Consider the following 24,286-nt stretch of genomic DNA (forward strand, 5'->3'; position numbering starts at 1 on the left):
AGGCGTGTGCGGCCATTGTTCATCATCATGTGGGAGTTGGTAGTGGTTCAGCATGTTCTGGTGGCTCCGGACAAGTTCAAGGGGTCGCTGACGGCGGCGGAAGTGGCGGCGCGGGTGACGGCGGGGCTCGGCGTGCCCACGGTGGAGCTGCCGGTGGCCGACGGCGGCGACGGCACCGTTGACGCCGCCGTGGCCTGCGGGTTCGAACGCGTCACGATCGAGGTCACCGGGCCGACGGGTGAGCGCGTCACGGCCTCCTACGCCTGGAACCCCGGCGACGCCACGGCCGTGGTCGAGCTGGCCGAGGCGTCCGGGCTGCGCCGGCTCCCGGCCGGGCCCGAGCCTTTGACCGCCACCAGCCACGGCACCGGCGAGCTGGTCGCGCACGCGGTGCGGCACGGCGCCAGGCGCGTGGTCCTCGGGCTCGGCGGCAGCGCGTGCACCGACGGCGGCGCGGGAATGGCGCAGGCGCTCGGCGCCCGCCTGCTGGACGCAGAGGGCCGCGAGCTGCCCAGGGGCGGGGCGGCGCTGCGCACGCTGGACCGCATCGACCTGTCCGGCTTCCCCGACCTGTCGAAGGTCTCGTTCGTGGTCGCGAGCGACGTGGACAACCCGCTGCTCGGCCCGCACGGCGCCGCCGCCGTGTACGGCCCCCAGAAGGGCGCCACGCCGGACGACGTCAAGGTCCTGGAGTCGGGGCTGACCCGGCTGGCCGCCGTGGCGACCCGTACGCACGGGCTGATGGGCGCGGTCGAGCACGACGACATCGTCCGGGCCATGGGCGTGGCCGGCGCGCCGGGGGCGGGCGCGGCCGGCGGCGTCGGCTTCGCGGCGCTGGCGTTCCTGCACGCCGAGATCCGCCCCGGCATCGACTACCTGCTCGGGCTGCTCGGCTTCGGCGAACACGCCGCCGGCGCCCGGCTGGTGATCACCGGTGAGGGCTCGCTCGACGAGCAGTCGCTGCGCGGCAAGGCCCCCATCGGGGTCGCGCAGGCCGCGGCCAGGGCCGGCGTGCCCGTCGTCGCCGTCTGCGGGCGGCGTACGCTCTCCGACGCCGAGCTCAAGGCGGCCGGCATCGAGGCCGCCTACGCCCTCACCGACCTGGAGCCCGACCCTGATCGCTGCATGGCGGAGGCCGGCCCCCTGCTGGAACGCCTGGCCGCCGGGATCGCCGCCGACCGCCGCCTCGCGGAGGGGACGCCATGACGCCGTTCGACCTCGTGGTGCGCTCCCGCAGGACCGTCACGCCGGACGGGGAGCGGCCCGCCGCGGTGGCCGTACGGGGGGAGCGGATCGAGGCCCTGCACGCCTACGACGCCCCGCTCGACGCCGCAGAGGACGTCGACCTGCGCGACCTCGCGCTGCTGCCCGGCCTGGTGGACACGCACGTCCACGTGAACGAGCCGGGCCGCACCCACTGGGAGGGGTTCGCCTCGGCGACCAGGGCGGCGGCCGCGGGCGGCGTCACGACGATCGTCGACATGCCGCTCAACGCGCTGCCGCCCACCGTCGACGTGGCCGCGCTGGAGGCCAAGCTGGCCGCCGCGCGCGGGCGGTGCCACGTGGACGTCGGGTTCTGGGGCGGGGCGGTGCCGGGCAACGTCAAGGAGCTGGGCCCGCTGCACGAGCGCGGCGTGCTCGGCTTCAAGTGCTTCATGTCGCCGTCGGGGGTGCCGGAGTTCCCGCCGCTGGCGGGCGGCGACCTGCGGCGGGCGCTGGAGGAGGTGGCCGGGTTCGGCGGGCTCATGGTGGTGCACGCCGAGGACCCGGCGCTGCTGGCGGAGCCGGGCGGGCCGACGTACCCCGAGTTCCTGGCCTCGCGGCCGGAGGCGGCCGAGCGCGCCGCCGTCCGCCGGCTCGTGGAGCTGGCCAGGGAGACCGGCGCGCGGGTGCACGTCCTGCACGTCTCCGCCGCCGCCTGCCTGGACGTGCTGGCGGCGGCCCGCGCCGACGGCCTGCCGGTCACCGCGGAGACCTGCCCGCACTACCTGACGCTGGAGGCCGAACGGGTGCCCGAGGGCGCGACGGCGTTCAAGTGCTGCCCGCCGATCCGCTCGGCGGCCAACCGCGACCTGCTGTGGCGAGGGCTGGTCGAGGGCACGCTGAGCTGCGTGGTGTCGGACCACTCGCCGTCCACGGCCGACCTCAAGGTGCCCGACTTCGCCGCGGCCTGGGGCGGGATCGCCTCGCTGCAGCTCGGCCTGTCCGCCGTGTGGACCGAGGCGGCCCGCCGGGGGCACCGGCTCGCCGACGTGGCGCGCTGGATGGCCGCCGCCCCGGCCGCGCTGGCCGGGATCGCCGGCAAGGGCGCGATCGCGCCGGGCAACGACGCCGATCTCGTCGCCTTCGACCCGGCCGCCACGCACGCCGTGGACGCCGCCCGCCTGCACCACAAGAACCCCGTCACCCCCTACCACGGGCAGGTGCTCAAGGGCGTGGTGCTGACCACCTGGCTCCGCGGCCGGCCCGTGGACGGCGAGCCGCACGGGAAACTCCTCCTGAGAGAGAGCACGGGATGACCCGCTTCACCGCCCTGCCCGACCTCGCCCTGCGCACCCTCGGCGGGGCGGTCGTGGCCGCCAGCGACGAGTCCTTCGCCGAGAAGGAGAGCCTGATCCGGCCGGGACGGCCCGGCTTCCGCCCCGAGAACTTCGGGCCCAAGGGCCAGGTGTACGACGGCTGGGAGACCCGCCGCCGGCGCGAGCCCGGCCACGACTGGGCGCTGGTCCGGCTCGGCGTGCCGGGGGTGATCCGCGGCGTGGTGATCGACACCGCCTGGTTCAAGGGCAACTACCCGCCGTACGCGACCGTCGAGGCCGCCCGCGTCGAGGGCCACCCGTCACCCGCCGAGCTGCTGGCCGCCCCGTGGACGGAGATCGTGCCGCGGGCCGCGCTGAAGGGCGACGCCGAGCACCACTTCGAGGTCGCGGGCGGCTTCCACGCCACCCACGTACGGCTCAGCATCTTCCCTGACGGCGGCGTCGCCCGGCTGCGCGCGCACGGCGAACCCCGACCCGACCTGTCGGTGTACGACGGCCTCGGCCTCGACCTGGCCGCCCTCGCCAACGGCGGCGTCGTCACCGCCTGCTCCGACGACTTCTACTCGGCCCCCCACAACGTCATCGCCCCCGGCCTGGCCCGCCACCAGGCGGAGGGCTGGGAGACCGCGCGGCGGCGGGACGGCGGCAACGACTGGCTGATCATCCGGCTGGCCGGGCGCGGCGTGCCCGTGCTGGCCGAGATCGACACCACGAACCTGCTCTTCAACGCCCCCGCCGCGGTCACCCTCACCGGTTTCGACGGCGAGCCCGGCGCGGCCGCGCCCGTGGAGCTGCTGCCGCGCACCCGCCTGCAGCCGGACACCCCGCACCGCTTCCGCCTGGCGGCGGCCGCGCCGGTCACCCATGTGCGGGTGGACATCCACCCGGACGGCGGCCTGGCGCGGGTCCGCCTCCACGGACACCTGACGCCCTGACCCGGCGTCCGGGGGTCAGTCCGGGGGTCACTGCCAGAGGTGGACGGTGGCTCCGGCCGGGCGCTCGCTGTTGGGGAGCGGGCGCTGGAACTGCACCACGCCGCGGTTTCCGAGCCGGTGGACCTGCACCTTGAAGCCCTGTGCCTCCAGGTCACGGCGGGCGTCGTTGACGTTCTTGCCGATCACCTGGGGGACGATGGCGAGCTGCTGGTCGTCGCGGGCCTGGGTGTCGCCCTGGCCGAACCACTGCCAGAAGTCGGTCTGGCAGCGCGCCACCGTGACCATGACCTGCGCGCCCCCGTCGACCTCGGACTTGGCCTTCGGCACCTGGGCGATGACGGTGCACGGCTCGGCGTCGTCGTCCACCTCCTGGACCTGCACCTGGAAGCCCTGCTGGCCGAGGTAGGCGGCGGCCTCGTCCTTCGGCATGCCGCCGACGTCGGGCATCAGCAGGCCGGCGCTGACGAAGATGTCGACCCGCGCGCCCTCCTTGACCTTCTCGCCCACCTGCGGCGAGGAGCGGATCACCTTGTCGCGCTCGACCTCCGTGTTGGGCAGGCGCTTCACCGAGCCCGGGGTGAGCCCTTCCTTGGCGAGCGCGGCGCGGGCGTCGTTGCCGGTCATGCCGGTGACGTTGGGCACGACCACGCGCTTGGGGCCGAGCGAGGGCGTCAGCGTGATCGTGCTGCCCTGCTCGACCTCGGTGCCGGCGACCGGCTCGGTGGCCAGCACCAGGCCCTCGGCGGTCTTCTCGGAGTACTGGCCGGGAGCCTTCTTGACCTTGAAGCCGCCGTTGACCGCGCTCTGCTCGGCCAGCAGCATGTTCCTGCCGACCAGGCTGGGCACCTTGACGTAGTCGGGCTGGGCGAAGAACCACCCGGTCAGCGCGATGGCGGCGACCATGACGACGGCCAGCGCCACCAGGAACCAGTTGGGCCGGAACCCGCGCCGCCGCGCCGGCTCGGGCACCTCGACGCGCGGCTGGATGAGCGTGTGCGCGGGGGCGTCCTGCGGCATCGACGGGGCCGCGTGCACGGCGGTGCGGTCGTTGGGCTGGGACGGCGGCTGCGGGCGGAACTGCGCCCCGGACCCGGCCATCGGGCCGGACAACGCTCCAGGAACCGCGCCCGACACCGCGCCCGACACCGCACCCGACACCGCGCCCGACACCGCCCTCGCGCCCGTCATCGCGCCCGAGCCGGGGAACGGCACCGGCCCGGAGCCCGGCCCCGGCCCGTACGGCTGCCCCTGCGGCGTCGGCGGGAGCGTGGTGCGCGGCAGCATGCGGTGCGCGTCGACCGCCGCCACCAGCAGGGCCGTGGCGTCCTTCGGCCGGTCGTGCGGCTCGCGCGCGGTCGCCTGCGCCACCAGCGTGTCGATCAGCGGCGGCACGTCGGGCACCAGCGCGGAAGGCGGCGGCACCGTGTCGTGGACGTGCCGGTAGGCGATCGACATCGGCGTCTCGCCGTCGTAGGGCTGCTGCCCGGTCACCAGCTCGAACAGCATGATGCCGGCCGCGTAGACGTCGCTGCGCACGTCGGCCGCGCCGGTGAGCACCTGCTCGGGCGCCATGTAGCCGATGGTGCCGATCATCACGCCGGTGCGCGTCTGGTTGGTCGCCTCGATGGCCTTGGCCAGGCCGAAGTCCACGACCTTGACCCGCCCGTCGTCGGTCATCAGGACGTTCTCGGGCTTGACGTCGCGGTGCACCATGCCGGCCTGGTGGGCCGCGCCCAGGGCGGCCAGCACCGGGATCAGGATCTCCAGCGCCTCGCGGGCGGGCAGCCGGCCGCGCTCGCGCAGGACGTCGCGGAGCGTGCGGCCCGGCACGTACTCCATCGACAGGTAGACGACGTCGTTGTCGGTGCCCTGGTCGAAGACGTGCACGACGTTGGGATGGGAGAGACTGGCCACCGACTTCGCCTCGCCGATGAACCTCCTGACGAACGCCGGGTCCTCGGCGAGCGAGCGGTGCATGACCTTCAGCGCGACGGTCCGGTCCAGCCGGACGTCGAGCGCCAGGTAGACGGTCGCCATACCGCCCCGGGCGATCCGGCTCTCGATGCGATAGCGTCCATCGAGGAGCCGCCCGACCAGAGGGTCCGCAGTCGTCGTATCCACCCCGCTGAGTTTACGGGCGTTTTGGCACCGGCAGGGCCCGGCCGCCCGAAACCGATGCCGAGCCGTGCCCCCTGCGACGCGCCGGAGCCCCGCGAGCCCCGGCGCGTCCCTCCTGTCTCCCGCGTCAGGGCATCATGGGGGAGGACGCCTCGGCGTAGCGGCGGCGCGGGATACGCCCCGCCTGCCGCGCCAGCCGCCCGGCCGTCACCGCCGCCTTCATGGCCGCCGCCATGAGGTCGGGGCGCTGGGCCCGGGTGACCGCCGTCGCCAGCAGCACCGCGTCACAGCCGAGCTCCATCGCCAGCGCGGCGTCGCTGGCCGTGCCGATCCCCGCGTCGAGGATCACCGGTACCGACGCGGCCTCCACGATCAGCTCGATGTTGTGCGGGTTGCGGATGCCGAGGCCCGACCCGATCGGCGCGCCCAGGGGCATCACCGCCGCGCAGCCCGCCTGCTCAAGCCGCCGCGCCAGCGCCGGGTCGTCGCCGATGTACGGGAGCACCACGAACCCGTCGGCCACCAGCCGCTCGGCCGCGTCGAAGGTCTCGATGGGGTCGGGCAGCAGCGTCCGCTCGTCGGCGATGACCTCCAGCTTGACCCAGTTCGTGCCGAGCGCCTCCCTGGCCAGCCGGGCCGTCAGCACGGCGTCGCCCGCCGTGAAGCAGCCGGCCGTGTTGGGCAGCACCTTGATGTCGCGCTCGCGCAGCACGTCGAGCACCGAGCCGCGGGCGTGCGGGTCGAGCCGCCGCATGGCGACCGTGGTCAGCTCGGTGCCGGAGGCCGCCAGCGCCTGGTCCAGCACCTCCAGCGAGGGGGCGCCGCCGGTGCCCATGATGAGCCGGGAGGAGAACTTCTCCCCGGCGATGATCAGATCATCCACCCTGCACCGCCGTCAGCACCTCCACGCGGTCGCGCTCGCGCAGCGCCGTGGTCTCCCATGCGCCGCGCGTGACCACCTCGTCGTTGACCGCCACGGCGACCCCGGTGGTCGCCGCGGTCAGGGCCCGTACGGCCTGCGCCACGGTCGTCCCGTCGGCGACCTCGTGCGTGGCCCCGTTGATCTGCACCATCATGCGATCTCTCCAAATCTCGCCGGCGAGCACAACGCCGCCAGCCCGCCCTCCTCGCCGCCCGCCTCCCCGGCCACCAGGGCCGCCGTCAGAGGCGCGAGCAGCACGCCGCCCCGGTGGTGTCCGGTGGCGAGCGCCAGCCCGTCCCCGGCCGGCCCGACGATCGGCACGTTGTCCGGCGTGCCGGGGCGCAGGCCCGCCACCACGTCGGCCAGCTCCAGCTCGGTCACGCCGGGCACCAGCTCCCTGGCGTCGCGCAGCAGCTCGTACAGGCCGCCGGCGGTCACCCGGGTGTCGAAGCCCAGCTCCTCCTGGGTCGCGCCGACCACCAGTTCGCCGTCGCCCCGGGGGACGAGGTAGACGGGGGAGCCGTGCACGGAGCCGCGTACGCACCGGGTCAGCAGCGGCTGCGGCGAGCGCAGGCGCAGGATCTGCCCCTTGACCGGCCGCACCGGCACCCCGGCCAGCGCCGCGCTCCAGGCCCCGGCCGCCAGCACCACCGTCGTGGCGGGCAACTCGGCACCCCCCTCCAGCCGCACACCCGTGACCCGGCCCGCCCTCTCGTCCTCGCGCAGCAGCGCGGTGACCCGGGCGCGGACGAGCGGCACCTCCCGCCGTTCCAGCGCGGCCAGCAGCGCCGCCGTCACCCGGCGCGGGTCCACCCAGGCGTCGCCGGCGGCCAGCAGGCCGCCGCGCACCGACGGCGCCAGCATCGGCTCCAGGCGGCGGCATTCACGCCCGGTCAGCCGCTCCACCGGGAGCCCCAGCTTGTCCATGAACGCGGCCAGCTCGTCCAGCGCCGCGAGGTCGTCGGCCCCGAACGCCACGTCGAGCGTGCCCTCCGCGCGCAGGTCCACCCCGCGCGCCCCCTCGGGCAGCCCCGCGTCGGCGGCCAGCTCGGCCGCGAAGGCCGGCCAGCGGCGCAGCGACGCCAGGCCCAGCCGCAACAGCGGCTCCTCGGTGTAGGTCACCTCGCTGACCGGCGCCAGCATGCCCGCCGCCGCGTGCGAGGCCCCGCCCGCGGGGTCGGGATCGACCACGGTGACCGGCCGCCCCGCCCGCGCCAGCCGCCACGCGACCGACAGCCCGACGACCCCGCCGCCGACGATGACCTCCACCATGCGCTCCCTTCGCCGGCATGATCCGGATCAGGTGTCTTGCGGTCGAAGGCCCTGTGCAGCCTTCCTCTCAGCCCGGTCACGGCCGGACTCCCGCGCGTCTTACGCCCCCAGCCTACGACCTCGCCGGCGGCGCCAGACACGCCCCCCTTCGCCGCCGGGCCCCGTACCCGTCTATGGTCTTGGTCGTGGACCATGTCGTGGTGGTGGGAGCGGGCCTGGCCGGCGTACGCACGGTCGAGGCGCTGCGCGGGCGCGGATTCGGCGGCAGGATCACCCTCGTCGGGCGGGAACGCCATCGCCCCTACGACCGTCCGCCCCTGACCAAGAGCGTGCTGCTCGGGGAGTCCGACACCACGTTCGTCGACACCGACCTCGCCGCGCTGCGCGTCGCCTTCCGTCCCGGCGTGTCCGCCACCGCGCTGCGGCCGGGCGCCGTCGAGACCACCGAGGGCGAGCTGCGCTACGACGGCCTGGTCATCGCCACCGGCGCCGACCCGGTCCGGCTGCCCGGCGACGGCCCGCAGCACGTCCTGCGCACCCTCGACGACGCGCACGAGCTGCGCGCCGCGCTCGTGCCCGGCGCCCGCGTCGTGGTCGCCGGCGCGGGCTGGGTGGGGGCCGAGGTGGCCACGGCCGCCCGCCGGGCCGGCTGCGCGGTCACCGTGGTCGAGGCCGGTCCCGCGCCGCTCGCCACCGCCGTCGGCCCGGAGATCGGCGCCCGCACCGAACGCTGGTACGACGGCATCGACCTGCGGCTCGGCGCCATGGTCCACTCCGTCGAGGAGGGCGGCGTCGAGCTGGTCGGCGGCGAGTTCCTCGACGCGCACGTGGTCGTCGCCGGCATCGGCGTGCGCCCGGCCGTCCAGTGGCTGGCCGACGCCGACCTCGACCTGCACAACGGCGTCGTCGTGGACGAGCACCTGCGCGCCTCGCTGCCCGGCACGGTCGCGGTGGGCGACTGCGCCGCCTGGTGGTCGCGCCGCTTCCAGGACCGGCTGCGGGTCGAGCACTGGGACACCGCGCTCAACGCCCCCGAGGTCGCCGCCGCGAGCCTGCTCGGCGAGGACGCCGTCTACGACCCGGTGCCGTACTTCTGGTCGGAGCAGTTCGGGCACATGGTCCAGTACGCCGGCCATCACCCCGCGGGCGAGCGCCTGCTCTACCGCGGCGGCCCCGAGGGCAAGTGGTCGGCCGTCTGGCTGAGGGACGACGACACCCTCGCCGCGGTGTTCGCCGTCGACCGGCCGCGCGACCTCGTCCAGGGCCGCCGCATCATCGGCGCGGGCTCCCGGCTGGACGCGGAACGCCTGGTAGATCCAGACGTCCCCCTACGGGATTGTGTTGTTTGAGCAAGCACGGCATGTGGTAGTTGTGGTTCCGTGACGCTTTCTGTTGCACAGATCGACCGGGAGACCGACCAGCTCGTCAGCGAGTGGCTCACGCTCCCCGAAGTGGCCCAGCGCCTGGAACTCCCGATCGGGCGGGCCAAGCAACTCCTCAAGGATCACAAGCTCCTCGGCGTACGCCGGGAGGGCAGCGGGTCCCCGCAGGTGCCCGCGGTGTTCCTCGACGGGAAGGACGTGATGAAGGGCCTGCCCGGCACCCTGACCGTGCTGCAGGACGCCGGCTACGACGACGCCGAGTCCCTGCGCTGGCTCTTCACCCCCGACGACTCGCTGCCAGGCTCGCCCATCGAGGCGATCAAGGCCGGCCGTCACACAGAGGTCAAGCGGCGTGCCCAGGCCCTCGCTTTCTGACGCCCGCCTCTATCTCTGCACCGACGGCCGCCGCGACCGCAGCGACCTCGCGCAGTTCCTCGACACGGTGCTGGCTAACGGCGTGGACATCGTCCAGCTGCGGGAGAAGGGCCTGGAGGCCCGCGAAGAGCTCGCCCTCCTCGAGGTCTTCCGCGACGCCTGCGACCGGCACGGCAAGCTGCTGGCGGTCAACGACCGGGCCGACATCGCCCACGCCGCCCGTCCCGACGTGCTCCACCTGGGGCAGGACGACCTTCCCACGACGGTCGCGCGAGAGATACTCGGCGACGACATCGTCATCGGACGGTCCACCCACTCCGCCGCCGAGGCCTCCGCCGCGGCCGTGGAGGAGGGCGTCGACTACTTCTGCTGCGGGCCGATCTGGCCCACGCCGACCAAGCCCGGCCGCCCGGCCCCCGGCCCGTCGCTGCTGCGGCACGCGGCGTCGCTGGGCGAGGCGCGGCCGTGGTTCGGCATCGGCGGCATCGACCTCGGCAACCTCGACGAGGTCCTGTCGTACGGCGTGCGCCGGGTCGTCGTCGTGCGCGCCATCACCGAGGCCGACGATCCCGGCGCGGCGGCGGCGGAGTTCGCCAAGCGCCTGGCCGCGGCGGCCTGACCCACCCACCCGACCCTCGCGCCGCCCCGCCCTCCGGCGGGGCGGCGCTCGCATGTCCTGCGCGGCTGATCAGGTGGTGCGGGAGGTGGCGGCGATCGCCGGCTCCTTGGGCTGTCCGGCGCGGCCGCTCAGGTGGTGCGGGACGTGGCAGCGATGGCGAGCTCCTTCAGCTGTCCTGCGCGGCCGCTCAGGTGGTGCGGGACGTGGCGGCGATCGCCAGCTCCTTCAGCGCTGTGCGCGCCTCCTCGGTGACCGGGGCCCGGTCGAGCGCGGCCAGCGCCTCGCCGAGGTAGTCGCCGATGAGGCCCTCGCACGCGCTCAGCGCGCCGGTGCCCTCGATGACGCCGCGCAGCGTGGCGACGCCGTCCTCGTCGAGGCCGGGGTCGCCGAGCAGGCGCCGCACGGTCGCGGCCTCGACGGGGGAGGCGGCGGAGAGCGTGCGCGCCACGAGCATGGTGCGCTTGCCCTCGCGCAGGTCGTCGCCCGCGGGCTTGCCGGTCTGCGCCGGGTCGCCGAAGACGCCGAGGATGTCGTCGCGGAGCTGGAAGGCGATGCCGACCCGCCGCCCGTAGCCGGTGCACAGCTCGTCCATCCAGGGCGCGAGCTCGCGGGCGGCCAGCGCGAGGCCGAGCCGCAGCGGCTGCTCGACGGAGTACTTGCCGCTCTTGTAGAGCGCCACCCGCAGCGCCGAGTCGAAGGTGTTCTCGCCGTGGGCCTGCTCCAGCAGGTCGAGGTACTGGCCGCACATCAGCTCGGTGCGCATGTGGTCGTGCACGGGCTGGGCCGCCTCCAGCGACTCGCGGGGCAGCCCGCTCGTGCGCCACATCTCGCCCGACCAGATCAGCAGCAGGTTGCCCAGCAGGATCGCGGCGCCCTCGCCGAACTGCGCGGCCGAGCCGTGCCAGCTCTCCTTCTCGTGCAGCGCCTCGAAGCGGCGGTGCGCCGCCGGCATGCCCCTGCGCAGGTCGCTCTTGTCCATCACGTCGTCGTGCACGAGCGCGCTGGCCTGCAGCAGCTCAAGGGAGGCGGCGGCGGTGAAGATGCCGGGGCCGTCCGCGCCGCCCGCGCCGCGCCACCCCCAGTAGCAGAACGCGGGCCGCAGCCGCTTGCCGCCGGCCAGCAGGTCCTCGGCGGCCGTGCGGAGCGGCTGGAAGTCGGGGTCACCGGAGGCGGGCAGCTGGCGTTCGACGAAGGCGCCCAGGGCACGCTCAACCCGCGTGCGCAGGACGTCCATGCTCGCGGCGTCACTGGTCATGACTCCGAGACTAGTGGCCGGTTCGAGCGGTTCCGATCGGGGCGCGCGCGAGCGGCGCCGATCCGCGGCCACGGCGGGCCGCGCCGCTGCCTGTAACCTGTGGGGCATGGCGCTTGGTCGACCCTCCGTCCTGCCGGGACGTGTCCCCACCGTCCGCGACATGCTCGCCTCCGGCAAACGCACGTTCTCGTTCGAGTTCTTCCCGCCGAAGACCGACGAGGGCGAGCGGCAGCTGTGGAAGGCGATCAGGGAGCTGGAGTCCCTGCGGCCGACGTTCGTGTCGGTGACCTACGGCGCCGGCGGCTCCACCCGTGACCGCACCGTCGACATCGTCGAGCGCATCGCGCACGACACCACACTGACCCCCGTGGCCCACTTCACCGCGGTCAACCACTCCGTTCGCGAGCTGCGCCACCTGGTGGGGCGCTTCGCCGACGCCGGGGTGCGCAACATCCTGGCCGTGCGCGGCGACCCGCCCGGCGACCCCACGGGCGAGTGGGTGCGGCATCCCGAGGGCGTGCTCTACGCCGAGGAGCTCGTACGCCTGGTCCGCCAGGCGGGCGACTTCTGCGTGGGCGTGGCGGCGTTCCCGTACAAACATCCGCGCTCGGAGTCCATCGAGTCCGACACCGACTACTTCGTACGCAAGTGCCGGGCCGGGGCCGACTACGCCATCACCCAGATGTTCTTCCAGGCCGACGACTACCTGCGGCTGCGCGACAGGGTGGCGGCCCAGGGCTGCGACACGCCGATCATCCCGTGCATCATGCCGGTCACCCAGATGAGCACGATCGCGCGTTCCGAGCAGTTGTCGGGCGCGCCGTTCCCGGCGGACGTGGCGGCGCGCTTCGAGGCGGTCAAGGACGATCCCGCGGCGGTGCGGCGGCTCGGCATCGACCACGGCGCCGAGCTGTGCCAGCGGCTGCTGGACGAGGGCGCGCCGGGCATCCACTTCATCACCTTCAACCGCTCCAGCGCCTCCCGCGAGGTGTTCCAGCGCCTGGAGCCGGCCTCGCTGCCCGCCTGAGAGGCCCGCCTGAGAGGCCCGCGTAAAGGCTCGTCCATGAGCGGGTGCGGGCCGTCATCCGCCCGCAGGGGGACCGGGCGGATGACGGCAGGGTAACCGGATCGGTCGGTAAAGGGTCGGTCACTTTCCGTGATGACTCATGCCCGAGGTCATCACGCGGTAAACCACGATTCAGGGGAGAGGGAGCGGGCGGCCCGCGATGGCGTACTCCTCGTAGCCGCCGGGGAAGACGAACCCGGACAGCAGGTCGACGAAGCCGAGGCTCGCGTAGAGGTGGCGGGCGGCGGTCGGCTGGTCGTGGGTGGACAGCACGGCCGAGCGTTCGGGGCGGCCCGCGCAGATCGTCCTGATCATCGCGCGGCCGATGCCCTTGCCCTGGTAGTCGGGGTGCACGTGGATCTCGGCCAGCTCGAAGGCGTGGCCCAGCCAGGCGTGGGCGGCCTCGGGCCCGGTCCGCTCGGTGAGCGCCCGCAGCACGACGTCGTGCCACCACTGCCCCGGCGCGCCGCGGAAACCGTAGGCGAAGCCGACGACGTACGGCTTCTCGCGGTGACCCGGCGAAAGGGACGAATCGCGCAATTCTGCGAAATAAGCCTGGAAATAGGGATATGACGCGTGGTTGCGCATGATGGTCTTGCGGCCGGCGATCTGGTCCGCGGGCGGGCGCATCGCGGCCGTGTAAATGCCGATCACCGTGTCCAGCCGCTCGGTGAACTCGGCCGGTCCCGCCCCGCGAAACTCGATCACCGTCGCACCCTACTCGACGTCCACCGCGACGCCTCCGGTGATCCCCACCAGCTCCTCGAACGTGGTCGGGAACACCGTCAGCGGATGCCCGCCCGCCGCCCACACCACCTCGTGCTTGCCCAGCCAGTTGTCCACCAGCGTGCGCACCGGCGCGGGATGCCCGACCGGGGCCACGCCGCCGATGGGCTGGCCGGTCGCCGCCCGGACGAACTCGGGGGTGGCCCGCCGCACCCGCGCCGCGCCCGCCGTACGGGCGATGAGGGCGGTGTCGACGCGGTGCGCGCCGCTCGTCAGCACCAGCAGCGGCTCGCCGTCGGCGTCGAAGATCAGGCTGTTGGCGATGGCGCCGACCTCGCAGCCGAGCTGCGCCGCCGCGGTGGCCGCCGTGGGCGCCTTCTCCGGCAGCACGATGACCTCGCCGTCCGCGCCCAGCTCGCGCAGGGCGGCCTGCACGACGACGGCGTTTGGTGGCAACTTCTCAGACATGGGGACACTCTAAACAGGTTGACGGCTTCATTACCCGTTCATGGTGACTGGTGTAGGGTCCTGTGATCCGTTGTCCACGGCATGAGAGGTGGTACGGGTGGGAGTTTCGCGACTGCCCGGAATGGCGGCTCTGCTGACGGCCGGAGCCTTAACGCTCTCGGGATGCGGCACGGCGGCGCTCAGCCCGCCCGCGCGGAGCCTCTCCACCCCCGCGACGGCGGTCGCGCCCGCGGGGGCACAGGCCGGTCCCGCGACCACCGCTCCCGCAGCCCCGCGCAAGACGCTGAAGCTGGGCGCCAAGGGCAAGGCCGTCACCTGGGTGCAGCGGCGGCTCACGGAGCTGGGCTACCGTCCCGGCAAGGCCGACGGCAGCTACGGCGGCACCACGCTGGCCGCCGTGTGGGCGTTCCAGAAGGTCAACGGGATCAAGCCGACCAGCACGATCGCCAAGCGCACCTGGGACGCGCTGGAGAGCCCCAGGGCCCCCAAGGTCCTGGTGCCGCGCGGCCGGGCGACCCGCGCCGAGGTCAACCTGAGCAAGCAGATCATGGTGCTGTACGTCGGCGGCAGGCCCGAGCTGATCACGCACATCTCCTCCGGCAGCGGCGTGCCGTACTGCGAGACCGCCGTGTGGCAGGGCAAGGAGCAGCGCTTCTGCGGCTCGGCCACCACCCCCACCGGCGACTACCGCACCACCTGGCGCGCGAGCGGCTGGCACCGGTCCTACCTCGGCGAGTTGTACAACCCGATCTTCTTCAACGGCGGCATCGCCTTCCACGGCGCGCTCTCGGTGCCGCTCGCCCCGGCCTCGCACGGCTGCGTCCGCCTGCCGATGAACGTGGCCGAGGCGCTGCCCGGCATGCTGGGCAAGGGCGTGCCGGTGCACGTACGAGGCCGCTTCAGAGGGCTGTGAGCGGGCCTCAGGACGCGGGACGGGGCTCCTCCTCCCGGAGCGGTGTCCGCGGGGCCTCGGCGGGCCTGCGGCGGGCCGTCAGCGCCAGCCCTGCGGCCTGCGCGAGCCCCGCAGCGGGCAGCAGGAAGGCCGTGGCCGGCTGCCAGGCGGGCAGACCGGCCACGAAGTCCGCCGCCTGGTAGAGACCGCCCAGGATCCGCGGCGGGTTGACGAACGCCACCACGCAGCCCAGCGCGTACGGCACGATCAAGAAGCCCGACAGCACGAGCAGGAACGTCCGCCCCCGCCCGCCGCGCCCCAGCAGCGGCCCGATGACCAGGTAGGCCAGCGCGGCCACCCCCACGACCAGGGCGGTCAGCGCCACCACGCGCCAGGCGTCCACGCCGAGCGAGGTCAGGCCGTCGGCGTCGATCCGGCCGCCCTCCCATCGGGGGCCGCGCGCCTGCGCTTCAGCGGCCTGATGGACAGCCGTCCGCCCGGCCAGCGCGTACGCCGCCACCAGCACCGGCCCCGACACCAGCAGCGCCACCCCGATCCGCCGCCCCCGGCCGCCCGTCATGCGCCCCCCTTGCTCGACCGGTCTCAGCTTGCCATCCCCGGCGGCTCGACCGGGATCCGGCCGGCGGCCCGGGCCTCGATGGAGCGCAGCCCTTCCAGCGCCAGCTCGGCCGCGCGCATGCCGGTCGTCTGGAGGTCCTTCAGCGACCGTTCGTGCCCGACGTGCGCCATCACGGCCAGCTTGACCGCCCCGAACAGCGCGCCCACGGCGGCGGCCGCCTCGACCTCGTCCAGCTCGTCCGGGCACGCCTGACGGAGGGCCGCGGCCAGCTTGAGCTGGGTGTCGTACATGAGCAGCAGCGCCCGCGCCCGCAGGGCGGGCTCGTCCATGATGAGCCGCATCCGCAGCTCGGCCTCCTCGAACGTCGGCGCCTCGTCCTCCAGCGTCCACCCGAACCCGGCCTCGACGAGCCGCAGCAGCAGCGCCGCGGCCGTCTCGCCGGGGCGGCGGCCGGCCAGCAGCTCCAGCGCGCGCTCCATGCGCTCCTCGCCGTCGTGGAAGACCAGGTCGTCCTTGCCGCTGAAGTAGCTGAAGAACGTGCGGGTGGAGACCTCCGCCGCGGCGGCGATCTCCGCGAGCGTCGTGTCGGCGTAGCCCTTGCGCGCGAACAACCGGAGCGCCGCGTCGATCAGCGCCCGGCGCGTGCGCTGCTTCTTGCGCTCCCGAAGTCCCGCCATGTCCGAACTTTACTGCATGCGAAGTTCTCTTTCATTCATTGCAATTTTGCAATGGCTGAGGTTTTCTGGGAGTACGTTTCGGAGAGGAGCCGAGGCATGTCCGATCTGACCCTTCCCATGGCCCGGCGGCGCCCGCTGGACCCACCCGACGAGCTCGGCGAGCTACGGCGGCAGGCACCCCTGCACCGCCTGACCTTCGCCGACGGCCATCTGGGCTGGCTCGTCACGGGCTACGCCGCCGCCCGCGCGGTGCTGGCCGACCCGCGCTTCTCCAACCGGCCGGAGGGGATGCACCCGCCGCTCCCCGGCAGGATGGAGCTGGCCAAGCGGCAGGACTTCCAGGTGCCGCCGGGCATGTTCCTGCGTACCGACCCGCCCGAGCACACGCGCTTCCGCCGGCTGCTGACCGGGCAGTTCACCGTACGCAGGATGAAGGCGCTGGAGCCGCGCATCGCGGAGATCACCGAGGAGCACCTGGACGCCATGGAGGCCGCGGGGCCGCCCGCCGACCTGGTGGAGTCGTTCGCGCTGCCCATCCCCTCGCTGGTGATCTGCGAGCTGCTCGGCGTCCCGTACGAGGACCGCGCCCGCTTCCAGGAGGACGCCAGGGTGCTGTTCAACCTGGAGACCAAGGTCGAGGACGCGCTGGCCGCCGTGGGCAGCACCATGGGCTACCTGCACGACCTCATCGGGCGCAAGCGCGACAAGCCGGACGACGACCTGCTGAGCGGGCTCATCGAGGGCGGCGAGCTGACCGACGAGGAGCTCACCGGGGTCGGGTTCCTGCTGCTCGTCGCGGGCCACGAGACCACCGCCAACATGCTCGGGCTCGGGACGTACGCGCTGCTCACCAACCCCGCGCAGCTCGCCGCGCTCCGCGACGACCCCTCGATCGCCGAGACCGCCGTCGAGGAGCTGCTGCGCTTCCTCACGATCGTCCACCTGGGACCGCTGAGGAGCGCCGTCGAGGACGTCGAGATCGAGGGCGTCCTCATCAGGGCGGGGGAGACGGTCGCGCTCAGCCTCGCCGCCGCCAACCGCGACCCGGAGCGCTTCCCCGGCGGCGACACCCTCGACGTCACCCGGCCCGCGACGGGCCATCTCAGCTTCGGCCACGGCATCCACCAGTGCCTCGGACAGCAGCTCGCGCGTACGGAGATGCGCATCGCCTACCCTGCGCTGCTGCGCCGCCTGCCTGGCCTACGCTTGGCCGTAACGCCGGAGGAGGTGCCGATGCGCTCGGACATGAGCATCTATGGAGTGCACCGCCTCCCTGTCACCTGGTAGAGGTCATCACCATGGAAATCAAGGCAGACACGACCGTGTGCATCGGTGCCGGCATGTGCGCGCTGACGGCTCCGGAGTTGTTCGACCAGAGCGAGGACGAGGGCACGGTGCTGGTCCTGCGGCGCGAGGTGCCGGCTGACAAGGAGGACGCCGTACGGCGGGCCGTCAACCTGTGCCCCTCGGGCGCCATCTCCGCCACCTGACTGCCGCCCTCCTCCCGCCGGGAGGGGCTGCGAGCAGTGGCCGCCGCCGTCGCGACACGCCGTCGCGTCGGCGGCTTTCCTGCTTTCCAGCTGCTTTCCTTCAAGGTCATCGAACCTGTGTTCGTGGAACCGGTTGACATCGGAGGGTGATCGAAATTATGTTCGACCTAGTGACGGTGAGGCTCGCGGCTCAGCGTCACGAGGACCTGGTCGCGGGCTGATCGCTTCCCCAAGCGCGACCCGCGGCCAGGCTCCACGGGCGAAGGTCACGTCCTCGTCGTCGGCGGAGACGAACGGGCGTGTCCTGGCCGGACGGGGAGAGGGGAAGCTCCTCGTCCGGCCGGCCCGGCGGAAATGTCGGTGGCGTCTGAGAGTGTTGACATCACCGGTGGAGATGCCGGCAGCCGCCCACGATTTCGAGGAGGCGCGCAAGATGGCACCAAGGCCGAGAGACACGCCCGGGCCCCGGCTGTCGCCCGCGGTCCGGGCACACCTGGCCGACGCACGTTCCAGCCTGGCGGAGGCGAGCGCCGCTCGCACCCCGGCGACCCGATACGTGGCCGCGCACCTGGCGGCCCTGAGAGCGGCCGCGGCGATGCTCGCCGCCCGCCCCCGTCCCGGCGAGACTCGCAGGCGCAAGCTGCGCAGCGCGTGGGACCTGCTGCCCGAGGCGGAGCCGCACCTGACCGAGTGGGCCGCCTACTTCTCGGTGACCGCCGCCAAGCGGGCCGCCGCGGAGGCGGGCATGACCAGCCGGATCAGCGCGGCCGACGCCGACGAGATCCTGGCCGAGGCCGACACGTTCGTGTCCACCGTCGAAGATCTGCTGGGGGTTCCCGTCCAGCCCCAACTACCACTGAACGTCCCCCTCGCCGGCTGACTACCTGACTCCGCCGCCGACGTTGACGGCGACGAGGGGACACCTGGGACGACCTGACCGCCGGCCCGTCGGGGCGATCTGACCATCGGCCCGTCAACACGGCCTGCCCGCCGACCCGACTGCTGGCCTGTCCGCCGGCCTGATCGCCGGTTCGTCAGGGCGATGTGACATCGGCCCAGTAGGACGGCCTGCCCGCCGACAAGACTGATGGCCTGTCCGCCAGCCCGCCGACTTGGCCGCCGACCCGTCGGGGCGATCTGACCGTCGGCCCGTCAACACGGCCTGCCCGCCGACCCGACTGCTGGCCTGCCCGCCGGCCTGATCGCCGGTTCGTCAGGGCGATGTGACATCGGCCCAGTAGGACGGCCTGCCCGCCGACAAGACTGATGGCCTGTCCGCCAGCCCGCCGGCTTGGCCGCCGACCCGTCGGGGCGATCTGACCGTCGGCCCGTCAGTGCGCTTGGCCGCCGACCCGACCGTTGGCCTGTCCGCTGGCCCAACCGCCGGCCTGTCTGCCGGCTCGTAAGAACGATTTGACCGTCGGTCTATCCGCGTGGCCCGATCACCGGCTCGGCCGTCGGCCTATCGGCGCGGCCTGGTCACCGGTCCGGCTGCTGGCCCGTGAGCGCGGCCTGACCACCGGCGCGACGTTGGCCCCGATCGCCGGTCGTCACTAGCGACCTGTGTGCGCGACCTGTCCGCGTGGTTCGACCGCCGGCCTGTCAGTGGCTCGGCGGCCGCTTTCTGTGTGCCCAGGACGCCCGCCCCGCCTCCGCTTTCGCGTACGGCGCTCGCGAGCTGACCGGTGTCCGAGGCCGGGATGTGGGCTGAAATGGTGAGCGCTTCCGGCCGAGGCCGGTCGGAATCGGGCCCTGGCGGGAAGCGCTCGGCTACGTCACTCCTGTCAGTCGGCGCAGATCGCGAAGACGCTGATGCCGACGTCGTTGTAGCCGATCTGGCGGCCGATGCCGATCCAACCGCGCCCGTCGTCGGTGGGGAACGAGCCGACCAGGATCGCTCCGTTGCCGCGGGCCTCGGCGCCGCCGCCGAGAACCCTCTTGCTGCCGGGGCAGTACAGCGTGCGGCGCTGGAAGTTGGGGACGTTGGCGTTGGGCAGCGTGACGAGCTGGTAGCCCGCGGGCAGCGCCGACGCGCGGGTCGCGGTGGCGGAGGCGGTCGAGGTGCTGGCCACGGCCACGGTGGTCACGCACGCGCCCGCCGCGAGGAGGGCGAGGGGGAGGGTCAGGAGCTTCTTGGACTGCATTCGTTCTCCTTCTTGCGAACCCCGGTGGACGCGATCCGGGCAGCACGAGACACGCCGGCGTATCCGGTGCTTTGCGGAGTGCGGTCACGAGGGCTAGAGGGCCTGACACGAAGAGTATCCACGCGATTACACTCCGCGTCCAGAAGTCTTTACCCAGGGGCCGGAGAAGGGGCGGAAAAAGCGAAGGAGCCCGCCGGGCGTGGCGGGCTCCTTGAAAAAAGGGTCAAACGGCCGGGCGGTCGGCCCGTCCGGGTCCGGGGGCCGGCCCCGATGGGGCGGGACGACCGCGCGGGGTCAGAAGGACTCGACGGCCCTGCGGGCCTCCGCGTCGAGGACGCCCCAGCTGATGAGCTCCTCGGTCAGCTCGCTCGGCGACTTGTCATAAATCACGGCGAGGGAGCGCAGGTCCTCCTGGCGGATGGACAGCACCTTGCCGTTGTAGTCGCCACGCTGGCTCTGGATGGTGGCGGCATAGCGCGCCAGCGCCCCGGCCTTCTCCTTCGGCAGCGTCGCCAGCCGCTCCAGGTCGATCACAAGCTTGGGTGTCGGCCCCAGCGGGCTGGGCGCGGCCCCACCCGGCAGCAGCTCCGAGACGGGCACCCCGTAGAAGTCGGCAAGCTCGGCAAGCTTCTGCACCGTGACCGCGCGGTCGCCACGCTCGTACGAGCCCACGACCACGGCTTTCCACCTGCCACGCGACTTCTCCTCGACTCCATGCAGGGACAGGCCCTGCTGGGTGCGGATGGCGCGAAGTCGTGCACCCAGCGACTTTGCGTACTCAGACGGCATCGTGTGGCCCCCGGCTCTCGTATGTATCGCTCTCAGTAGATTGTGCTCCCTTGCGGCATATGCCCCAGCCACCGGGGGGTCTGGTGCCAGGCTCGGCACCATCGGTAGCCATGGCTCTGGGTTTACCCCAGAAGGCCGCGAGGTGTGGTTACGCACAGTGACGGTAAAGGGGTGGACGCCGAAGGTCAAGCTGATTGGAAAAAAGATGCCGAATCCGGTCCGGTATGGATCGCCGCAAACGCCCCTCATGTCCCAGAGGTAACACTACTTTGTCACAGAATGCCCATGCGTGCGCCCATGTCAGGGCTGCCGCGTGAGAATCATGACAGGGCGGGTCGAGGCCCGTACGATCTTCAGCGAGGTGTCCCCGAGGAACACCCGCCGAAGTGGCCCGGTGTCACTCGAAGCGCATATGATCATCTCGCCGGGCAGCCACGAGGCCGCGCCGAGCGCCTGCGCGACCGTCCGCCCCTCCAGCACCTCGACCTCCACGCGCAGCCGCCGGGCCTGGCCGCGGGCCGCCGCGCGCAAATCGGCCGCGGCCTGCTCACGCAGCCGCGCCAGCATGTCCTCCTCGGCCCTGACCCGGCGGGCGGGACCGACGACCAGCGTCACCAGCCGCAGCGGCAGGCCGAGCGCCACCGCCGTGCGGGCGGCGTCCTTGACCGCCGCGTCGCAGCCGGGGCCGCGCCGGTAGGCGAGGGTGAGCCGGTCGAAGGCGGGCGGCGGCTCGTCGCCGTACCCGCGCGGGGCGAGCAGGACGGGCACGGACGAGGCGTGCAGGAGCTGGTCGGCGGTGCTGCCGACGGAGATGCGCCCCCTGGCGCCGCCCGGGGCCGGGCCGATCACCACGACGTCGGCCGAGCGCCTGCGCGCCAGCTCGACCAGCCCGCGCCCGCTGTGCCGGCCGGCGTGGACGACGTACCCGGCCTCGTCGCCCGCCAGCTCGCGGGCCTCGGCGAGCGCGGCGTCGGCCTGCTCGGCCAGGTACGCCCGCCAGGCGCTGTCCTCCGCCCGCGCCGGGCCCGGGGGCGACCAGACGGGCGGGCGGACGTACGCCACCGTCAGGCGGGCGCCGGCCCGCCGCCGCAGCAGCAGCGCCAGCGCCAGCCCGTCCCGGCCGCGCGGCCCCGGCACGTACCCCGCGAGCAGTTCGCCCAGTCTCATGGCCCCACCTCGGTGTTCAGCCGCGACCGGCGGAAGCCGTACAGGAAGTAGCAGGCCAGCCCGGCCGCCATCCACAGCCCGAACGCCGCCCAGGTCACCCCGGCCAGCCCCGCCATCACCAGCACGCACATGACGGCCCCCAGCACCGGCGTGAGGGGGAAGAACGGGACGCGAAAGCCGCGCGGCAGGTCGGGCCGGCGCCGCCGAAGCACCACCACGCCCACGTTGACCAGCGCGAAGGCGAACAGCGTGCCGATGCTGGTGGCCTCGGCGAGCTGCCCCAGAGGCACCAGTCCGGCCAGCACCGACACGAACCCGGCCACGATGAGGGTGTTGGCGACCGGCACCTGCCGCCGCGGATCCACCCGTTGGAACACGCGCGGGACGAGCCCGTCGCGCGACATCGCGAACAGGATGCGGGTCTGCCCGTAGAGAACGGTCAGCACGACGCTGGCGATGGCCACGACCGCGCCGAACGAGATGATCAGCCCCGGCCAGGTCGCCCCGACGGAGAGGTCCGCGATGGCCGACAGGCTCGCCTCCGAGCTGTTGCGGCCGAACTCCGTCCACGGCCTGGCGCCCACGGAGGCCACCGCCACCAGCACGTACACGGCGGTCACGACGGCCAGCGACAGGATGATGGCCAGCGGCAGGTCGCGCCGCGGATTGCGCGCCTCCTCACCGGCCGTGGAGGCCGCGTCGAAGCCGATGTAGGAGAAGAACACCTGCGAGGCCGCCGCGGTCACCCCCGCCACCCCCAGCGGCGCGAACGGCGTCATGTTGCCCGCCTGGAAGGCCGTGAACGCCACCGCGCAGAAGAACAGCAGCACCGCCACCTTGATCAGCACGAAGACGACGTTGGCCCGCGCGCTCTCCGACGCCCCGTGCAGCAGCAGCCAGGTCGCCAGCGCCACGATGAGGATCGCGGGCAGGTTGACCACGCCGCCGTCCTGGCCGGGGGAGCGGGTGATCGCCGCCGGCAGCTCGAAACCGGCCAGCGAGCGCAGGAACGCGTTGAGGTAGTCGCCCCACCCGACGGCCACGGCCGCCACGGACACGGCGTACTCCAGCATCAGGCACCAGCCGCACACCCAGGCCACCAGCTCGCCCATCGTCGCGTACGCGTACGAGTACGACGACCCGGACACCGGGATCGTCCCGGCCAGCTCCGCGTACGACAGGGCCGACAGCAGCGCCGTGAACGCCGCCAGCACGAACGACAGCACCACGGCCGGGCCCGCCTTGGGCACCGCCTGCCCGAGGATGACGAAGATGCCCGTGCCGAGCGTCGCGCCCACGCTGAACAGCGTGAGCTGCCACAGCGACATCGTCCGCCGCAGCTCGCCGCCCTCGCCGTGGCCGCCCTCGGCCACGATCCGCTCCGTGGGCTTGGTGCGGAAGAGCCGCCCGACCGGCGTCATCCGCCCCACCCCCTGCCCCCGCGAAAGCACTGCCGGCCTGCGGCGTCGTCCGCGCCGGCGTGACCGGATCGTGCCCGACGGCCGGGCGAGTATGCGCGAGGACCCAGCCGGCCCCTTAGATGCCGTCGCGTTCGAGCGGGCAGCTCATGCAGCGCGGCCCGCCGCGGCCCCGTCCCAGCTCGCTGCCCCTGATGGTGATCACCTCGATGCCGTGGTCGCGCAGGTAGGCGTTCGTCGTGGTGTTGCGCTCGTAGGCGACGACCACGCCGGGCTCCAGCGCCAGGCCGTTGCAGCCGTCGTCCCACTGCTCGCGGGCCGCCGCCCGCACGTCCTGCGCCGCGCTCAGCACCGTGATCTCCGGCAGGTCCAGCGCGTGCGCGATGGCCTTGTGCATGTCCTCGGGCGGGTGGTCGGTGAACCTGAGCTCCTTGGCGGTGCGGCCGGGCTCGATCGTGTACGCCGGCAGCATCCCGAGGCCCGCGTACTGGGTGAACACCCCCTCGTCGAGCATCGTCATCACGGTGTCGAGATGCATGAACGCCCGCGCCTTCGGCAGGTCCACGGCCACGATCCGGTTCGCCGCGCCGGCGCGGAACAGCCGCCGCGCCAGCATCTCCACCGCCTGCGGCCTGGTGCGCTCGCTCATCCCGACCAGGACCGCGCCGCGGCCGAGCACCAGCACGTCGCCGCCCTCCATGGTGGCGGGCGCGGCCGCGTGCCCCGGCGTCCAGCAGTGGAAGCCGCCCTGCTCGGGCCGGTCGAAGCCGGCGGCGAACATCGGGTGGAACATGTAGACGGCCTCCATGTTGACCGTCTCGCGCATGCGGGCCTTCCTGCGCATCGCGTTGATGGCCACGCCGTCGTACACCCAGCAGGACGGGTCGCGGGTGAACAGGTGGTTCGGCAGCGGCGGCAGGATGAAGTCGTGCTCGCCCATGGCGTGGAAGGTCACCGACTGCGGCGCGCACCCCAGCTCGGCCAGCTCGCCCTTGGTGATGCCGCCGGTCAGGTAGAGCTGGAGCGTGGCGGAGTCCATGCCGTCCAGGGTGTTGCGGATGTCGTCGATGGCCACCGGCCCGAGCCAGCGCTCGTCCACGACGGCGTCGAGGATGTGCTTGCGGGCCTCCGGGATCTCGACCGTCTCCCGCAGCAGGTCGTCGAGCATGTGGATGACCACGCCCCGCGAGCGCAGCACCTGCTGGAACTCCTCGTGCTCCTCGATGGCGCGCTGCACCCACAGCACGTCGTCGAACAGGAACGCGTCCTTGTTGGCGGGGGTGAGCCGTTTGAGTGCGAGGTCGGGTCTGTGCAGGAGGACCTGCCGGAGCCGCCCGACCTCAGAATCGACGTGAAAGGTCATCCTTGCGGTATCCCCGTGCGGTGGCGGATCTCACGCCGCGCCACGCCCGGCGCACCACGGGGCGCTCACGTCGTACCTGGTCGCCCCT

At 73.3% G+C, this 24,286-nt stretch carries 25 protein-coding genes and 1 riboswitch; of the genes, 11 read left to right on the forward strand and 14 right to left on the reverse strand.

Annotation, left to right across the window (positions count from 1 at the left end):
• Positions 1-60: 60 nt before the first annotated feature.
• Genes AC27IY_RS25660 through alc form a run of 3 tightly spaced genes read left to right on the forward strand, consistent with a single transcriptional unit; the run spans position 61 to position 3,475 of the window.
• On the forward strand, positions 61-1,206 hold the full coding sequence (locus AC27IY_RS25660) for a glycerate kinase (RefSeq protein WP_487179397.1): 1,146 nt from the start codon (positions 61-63) through the stop codon (positions 1,204-1,206).
• Positions 1,203-2,519, forward strand: a complete 1,317-nt coding sequence (allB, locus tag AC27IY_RS25665; RefSeq protein WP_487179398.1) for an allantoinase AllB — start codon at positions 1,203-1,205, stop codon at positions 2,517-2,519. Before AC27IY_RS25660 ends, allB begins: the two co-directional genes overlap by 4 nt.
• The gene (alc, locus tag AC27IY_RS25670; RefSeq protein WP_487179399.1) at positions 2,516-3,475 is read left to right on the forward strand and encodes an allantoicase; all 960 of its coding nucleotides are present in this window, start codon (positions 2,516-2,518) and stop codon (positions 3,473-3,475) included. The genes allB and alc overlap by 4 nt, the downstream gene beginning before the upstream one ends.
• Positions 3,476-3,502: 27 nt before the next feature.
• Here the strand turns inward: alc and AC27IY_RS25675 are convergent, their stop codons facing one another.
• From AC27IY_RS25675 to thiO, 4 genes are all read right to left on the reverse strand, one after another.
• Entirely contained in the window at positions 3,503-5,596 is a 2,094-nt protein-coding gene (locus tag AC27IY_RS25675; protein ID WP_487179400.1) for a Stk1 family PASTA domain-containing Ser/Thr kinase, read from the reverse strand.
• A 124-nt stretch (positions 5,597-5,720) separates the two neighbouring features.
• A complete protein-coding gene (locus AC27IY_RS25680; RefSeq protein ID WP_487179401.1) occupies positions 5,721-6,476 on the reverse strand; it encodes a thiazole synthase in 756 nt (251 codons plus the stop codon).
• Positions 6,469-6,669, reverse strand: coding sequence for a sulfur carrier protein ThiS (thiS, locus tag AC27IY_RS25685; protein WP_344214745.1), 201 nt, complete (start codon positions 6,667-6,669; stop codon positions 6,469-6,471). The genes AC27IY_RS25680 and thiS overlap by 8 nt, the downstream gene beginning before the upstream one ends.
• Positions 6,666-7,787, reverse strand: coding sequence for a glycine oxidase ThiO (thiO, locus tag AC27IY_RS25690; protein ID WP_487179402.1), 1,122 nt, complete (start codon positions 7,785-7,787; stop codon positions 6,666-6,668). The genes thiS and thiO overlap by 4 nt, the downstream gene beginning before the upstream one ends.
• Positions 7,775-7,891: riboswitch (TPP riboswitch) on the reverse strand. (Overlaps the previous gene by 13 nt.)
• Before the next feature lie 81 nt (positions 7,892-7,972).
• On the opposite strand from thiO, the gene AC27IY_RS25695 reads away from it, so the two are divergent.
• Genes AC27IY_RS25695 through thiE form a run of 3 tightly spaced genes read left to right on the forward strand, consistent with a single transcriptional unit; the run spans position 7,973 to position 10,163 of the window.
• Positions 7,973-9,136, forward strand: a complete 1,164-nt coding sequence (locus AC27IY_RS25695; RefSeq protein WP_423452770.1) for an NAD(P)/FAD-dependent oxidoreductase — start codon at positions 7,973-7,975, stop codon at positions 9,134-9,136.
• Positions 9,137-9,166: 30 nt separating this feature from the next.
• Positions 9,167-9,544, forward strand: coding sequence for an Rv2175c family DNA-binding protein (locus AC27IY_RS25700; protein WP_344214751.1), 378 nt, complete (start codon positions 9,167-9,169; stop codon positions 9,542-9,544).
• Positions 9,522-10,163, forward strand: coding sequence for a thiamine phosphate synthase (gene thiE / locus AC27IY_RS25705; RefSeq protein ID WP_487179403.1), 642 nt, complete (start codon positions 9,522-9,524; stop codon positions 10,161-10,163). The genes AC27IY_RS25700 and thiE overlap by 23 nt, the downstream gene beginning before the upstream one ends.
• Positions 10,164-10,350: 187 nt before the next feature.
• On the opposite strand, the gene AC27IY_RS25710 is transcribed toward thiE, so the two are convergent.
• Entirely contained in the window at positions 10,351-11,418 is a 1,068-nt protein-coding gene (locus tag AC27IY_RS25710; protein WP_371250280.1) for a polyprenyl synthetase family protein, read from the reverse strand.
• 106 nt (positions 11,419-11,524) lie between these two features.
• Between AC27IY_RS25710 and metF the strand changes: the two genes are divergently transcribed.
• The gene (gene metF / locus AC27IY_RS25715) at positions 11,525-12,445 is read left to right on the forward strand and encodes a methylenetetrahydrofolate reductase [NAD(P)H] (protein WP_344214757.1); all 921 of its coding nucleotides are present in this window, start codon (positions 11,525-11,527) and stop codon (positions 12,443-12,445) included.
• A 171-nt stretch (positions 12,446-12,616) separates the two neighbouring features.
• Here metF and AC27IY_RS25720 read toward each other — a convergent pair whose 3' ends face one another.
• Positions 12,617-13,192 carry a GNAT family N-acetyltransferase gene (locus tag AC27IY_RS25720; RefSeq protein ID WP_344214759.1) on the reverse strand — a complete coding sequence of 192 codons (576 nt, stop codon included), beginning with the start codon at positions 13,190-13,192 and terminating at the stop codon, positions 12,617-12,619.
• 9 nt (positions 13,193-13,201) lie between these two features.
• A complete protein-coding gene (locus AC27IY_RS25725; RefSeq protein WP_487179404.1) occupies positions 13,202-13,678 on the reverse strand; it encodes a YbaK/EbsC family protein in 477 nt (158 codons plus the stop codon).
• Positions 13,679-13,775: 97 nt separating this feature from the next.
• On the opposite strand from AC27IY_RS25725, the gene AC27IY_RS25730 reads away from it, so the two are divergent.
• Complete coding sequence (locus AC27IY_RS25730) at positions 13,776-14,591, forward strand: L,D-transpeptidase family protein (protein WP_487179405.1); 816 nt, start codon at positions 13,776-13,778, stop codon at positions 14,589-14,591.
• Between the two features lie 7 nt (positions 14,592-14,598).
• On the opposite strand, the gene AC27IY_RS25735 is transcribed toward AC27IY_RS25730, so the two are convergent.
• Together AC27IY_RS25735 and AC27IY_RS25740 are read right to left on the reverse strand one after the other, a co-directional pair.
• A complete protein-coding gene (locus AC27IY_RS25735) occupies positions 14,599-15,150 on the reverse strand; it encodes a hypothetical protein (RefSeq protein WP_487179406.1) in 552 nt (183 codons plus the stop codon).
• Between the two features lie 23 nt (positions 15,151-15,173).
• Positions 15,174-15,827: a TetR/AcrR family transcriptional regulator gene (locus tag AC27IY_RS25740; RefSeq protein WP_423472377.1), complete on the reverse strand. Its 654-nt coding sequence runs from the start codon at positions 15,825-15,827 to the stop codon at positions 15,174-15,176.
• Positions 15,828-15,923: 96 nt separating this feature from the next.
• On the opposite strand from AC27IY_RS25740, the gene AC27IY_RS25745 reads away from it, so the two are divergent.
• The 3 genes from AC27IY_RS25745 (at position 15,924) to AC27IY_RS25755 (ending at position 18,197) form a co-directional block, all read left to right on the forward strand.
• Positions 15,924-17,114, forward strand: a complete 1,191-nt coding sequence (locus AC27IY_RS25745; protein ID WP_487179407.1) for a cytochrome P450 — start codon at positions 15,924-15,926, stop codon at positions 17,112-17,114.
• Positions 17,115-17,125: 11 nt separating this feature from the next.
• A complete protein-coding gene (locus AC27IY_RS25750; protein WP_344214771.1) occupies positions 17,126-17,317 on the forward strand; it encodes a ferredoxin in 192 nt (63 codons plus the stop codon).
• A 433-nt stretch (positions 17,318-17,750) separates the two neighbouring features.
• Positions 17,751-18,197, forward strand: a complete 447-nt coding sequence (locus AC27IY_RS25755; RefSeq protein WP_344214773.1) for an SAV_6107 family HEPN domain-containing protein — start codon at positions 17,751-17,753, stop codon at positions 18,195-18,197.
• A 904-nt stretch (positions 18,198-19,101) separates the two neighbouring features.
• On the opposite strand, the gene AC27IY_RS25760 is transcribed toward AC27IY_RS25755, so the two are convergent.
• The 5 genes from AC27IY_RS25760 to AC27IY_RS25780 form a co-directional block, all read right to left on the reverse strand.
• The gene (locus AC27IY_RS25760; RefSeq protein WP_344214775.1) at positions 19,102-19,461 is read right to left on the reverse strand and encodes a hypothetical protein; all 360 of its coding nucleotides are present in this window, start codon (positions 19,459-19,461) and stop codon (positions 19,102-19,104) included.
• A gap of 294 nt (positions 19,462-19,755) precedes the next feature.
• On the reverse strand, positions 19,756-20,250 hold the full coding sequence (gene bldD, locus AC27IY_RS25765; RefSeq protein ID WP_026214021.1) for a transcriptional regulator BldD: 495 nt from the start codon (positions 20,248-20,250) through the stop codon (positions 19,756-19,758).
• 300 nt (positions 20,251-20,550) lie between these two features.
• Entirely contained in the window at positions 20,551-21,417 is an 867-nt protein-coding gene (locus tag AC27IY_RS25770; RefSeq protein ID WP_487179408.1) for a universal stress protein, read from the reverse strand.
• Positions 21,414-22,838: an amino acid permease gene (locus AC27IY_RS25775; protein ID WP_487179409.1), complete on the reverse strand. Its 1,425-nt coding sequence runs from the start codon at positions 22,836-22,838 to the stop codon at positions 21,414-21,416. The genes AC27IY_RS25770 and AC27IY_RS25775 overlap by 4 nt, the downstream gene beginning before the upstream one ends.
• 115 nt (positions 22,839-22,953) lie before the next feature.
• Positions 22,954-24,198 (reverse strand): arginine deiminase, encoded by a 1,245-nt coding sequence (locus tag AC27IY_RS25780; RefSeq protein ID WP_364445551.1) that lies wholly within the window; start codon positions 24,196-24,198, stop codon positions 22,954-22,956.
• Between the last annotated feature and the right edge of the window lie 88 nt (positions 24,199-24,286).

The sequence above is a fragment of the Nonomuraea sp. B208 genome (assembly GCF_057536035.1).

Bases quoted from the DNA above. Each gene is read 5' to 3' on its own strand.
- thiS (WP_344214745.1), bottom strand. From the start codon at position 6,669: ATGATGGTGCAGATCAACGGGGCCACGCACGAGGTCGCCGACGGGACG.
- AC27IY_RS25775 (WP_487179409.1), bottom strand. From the start codon at position 22,838: ATGACGCCGGTCGGGCGGCTCTTCCGCACCAAGCCCACGGAGCGGATC.
- metF (WP_344214757.1), top strand. From the start codon at position 11,525: ATGGCGCTTGGTCGACCCTCCGTCCTGCCGGGACGTGTCCCCACCGTC.
- bldD (WP_026214021.1), bottom strand. From the start codon at position 20,250: ATGCCGTCTGAGTACGCAAAGTCGCTGGGTGCACGACTTCGCGCCATC.
- AC27IY_RS25755 (WP_344214773.1), top strand. From the start codon at position 17,751: ATGGCACCAAGGCCGAGAGACACGCCCGGGCCCCGGCTGTCGCCCGCG.
- AC27IY_RS25745 (WP_487179407.1), top strand. From the start codon at position 15,924: ATGTCCGATCTGACCCTTCCCATGGCCCGGCGGCGCCCGCTGGACCCA.
- AC27IY_RS25725 (WP_487179404.1), bottom strand. From the start codon at position 13,678: ATGTCTGAGAAGTTGCCACCAAACGCCGTCGTCGTGCAGGCCGCCCTG.
- AC27IY_RS25710 (WP_371250280.1), bottom strand. From the start codon at position 11,418: ATGACCAGTGACGCCGCGAGCATGGACGTCCTGCGCACGCGGGTTGAG.
- AC27IY_RS25735 (WP_487179406.1), bottom strand. From the start codon at position 15,150: ATGACGGGCGGCCGGGGGCGGCGGATCGGGGTGGCGCTGCTGGTGTCG.
- allB (WP_487179398.1), top strand. From the start codon at position 1,203: ATGACGCCGTTCGACCTCGTGGTGCGCTCCCGCAGGACCGTCACGCCG.
- alc (WP_487179399.1), top strand. From the start codon at position 2,516: ATGACCCGCTTCACCGCCCTGCCCGACCTCGCCCTGCGCACCCTCGGC.
- AC27IY_RS25750 (WP_344214771.1), top strand. From the start codon at position 17,126: ATGGAAATCAAGGCAGACACGACCGTGTGCATCGGTGCCGGCATGTGC.
- AC27IY_RS25760 (WP_344214775.1), bottom strand. From the start codon at position 19,461: ATGCAGTCCAAGAAGCTCCTGACCCTCCCCCTCGCCCTCCTCGCGGCG.
- thiO (WP_487179402.1), bottom strand. From the start codon at position 7,787: ATGGTGGAGGTCATCGTCGGCGGCGGGGTCGTCGGGCTGTCGGTCGCG.
- AC27IY_RS25780 (WP_364445551.1), bottom strand. From the start codon at position 24,198: ATGACCTTTCACGTCGATTCTGAGGTCGGGCGGCTCCGGCAGGTCCTC.
- AC27IY_RS25770 (WP_487179408.1), bottom strand. From the start codon at position 21,417: ATGAGACTGGGCGAACTGCTCGCGGGGTACGTGCCGGGGCCGCGCGGC.
- AC27IY_RS25740 (WP_423472377.1), bottom strand. From the start codon at position 15,827: ATGGCGGGACTTCGGGAGCGCAAGAAGCAGCGCACGCGCCGGGCGCTG.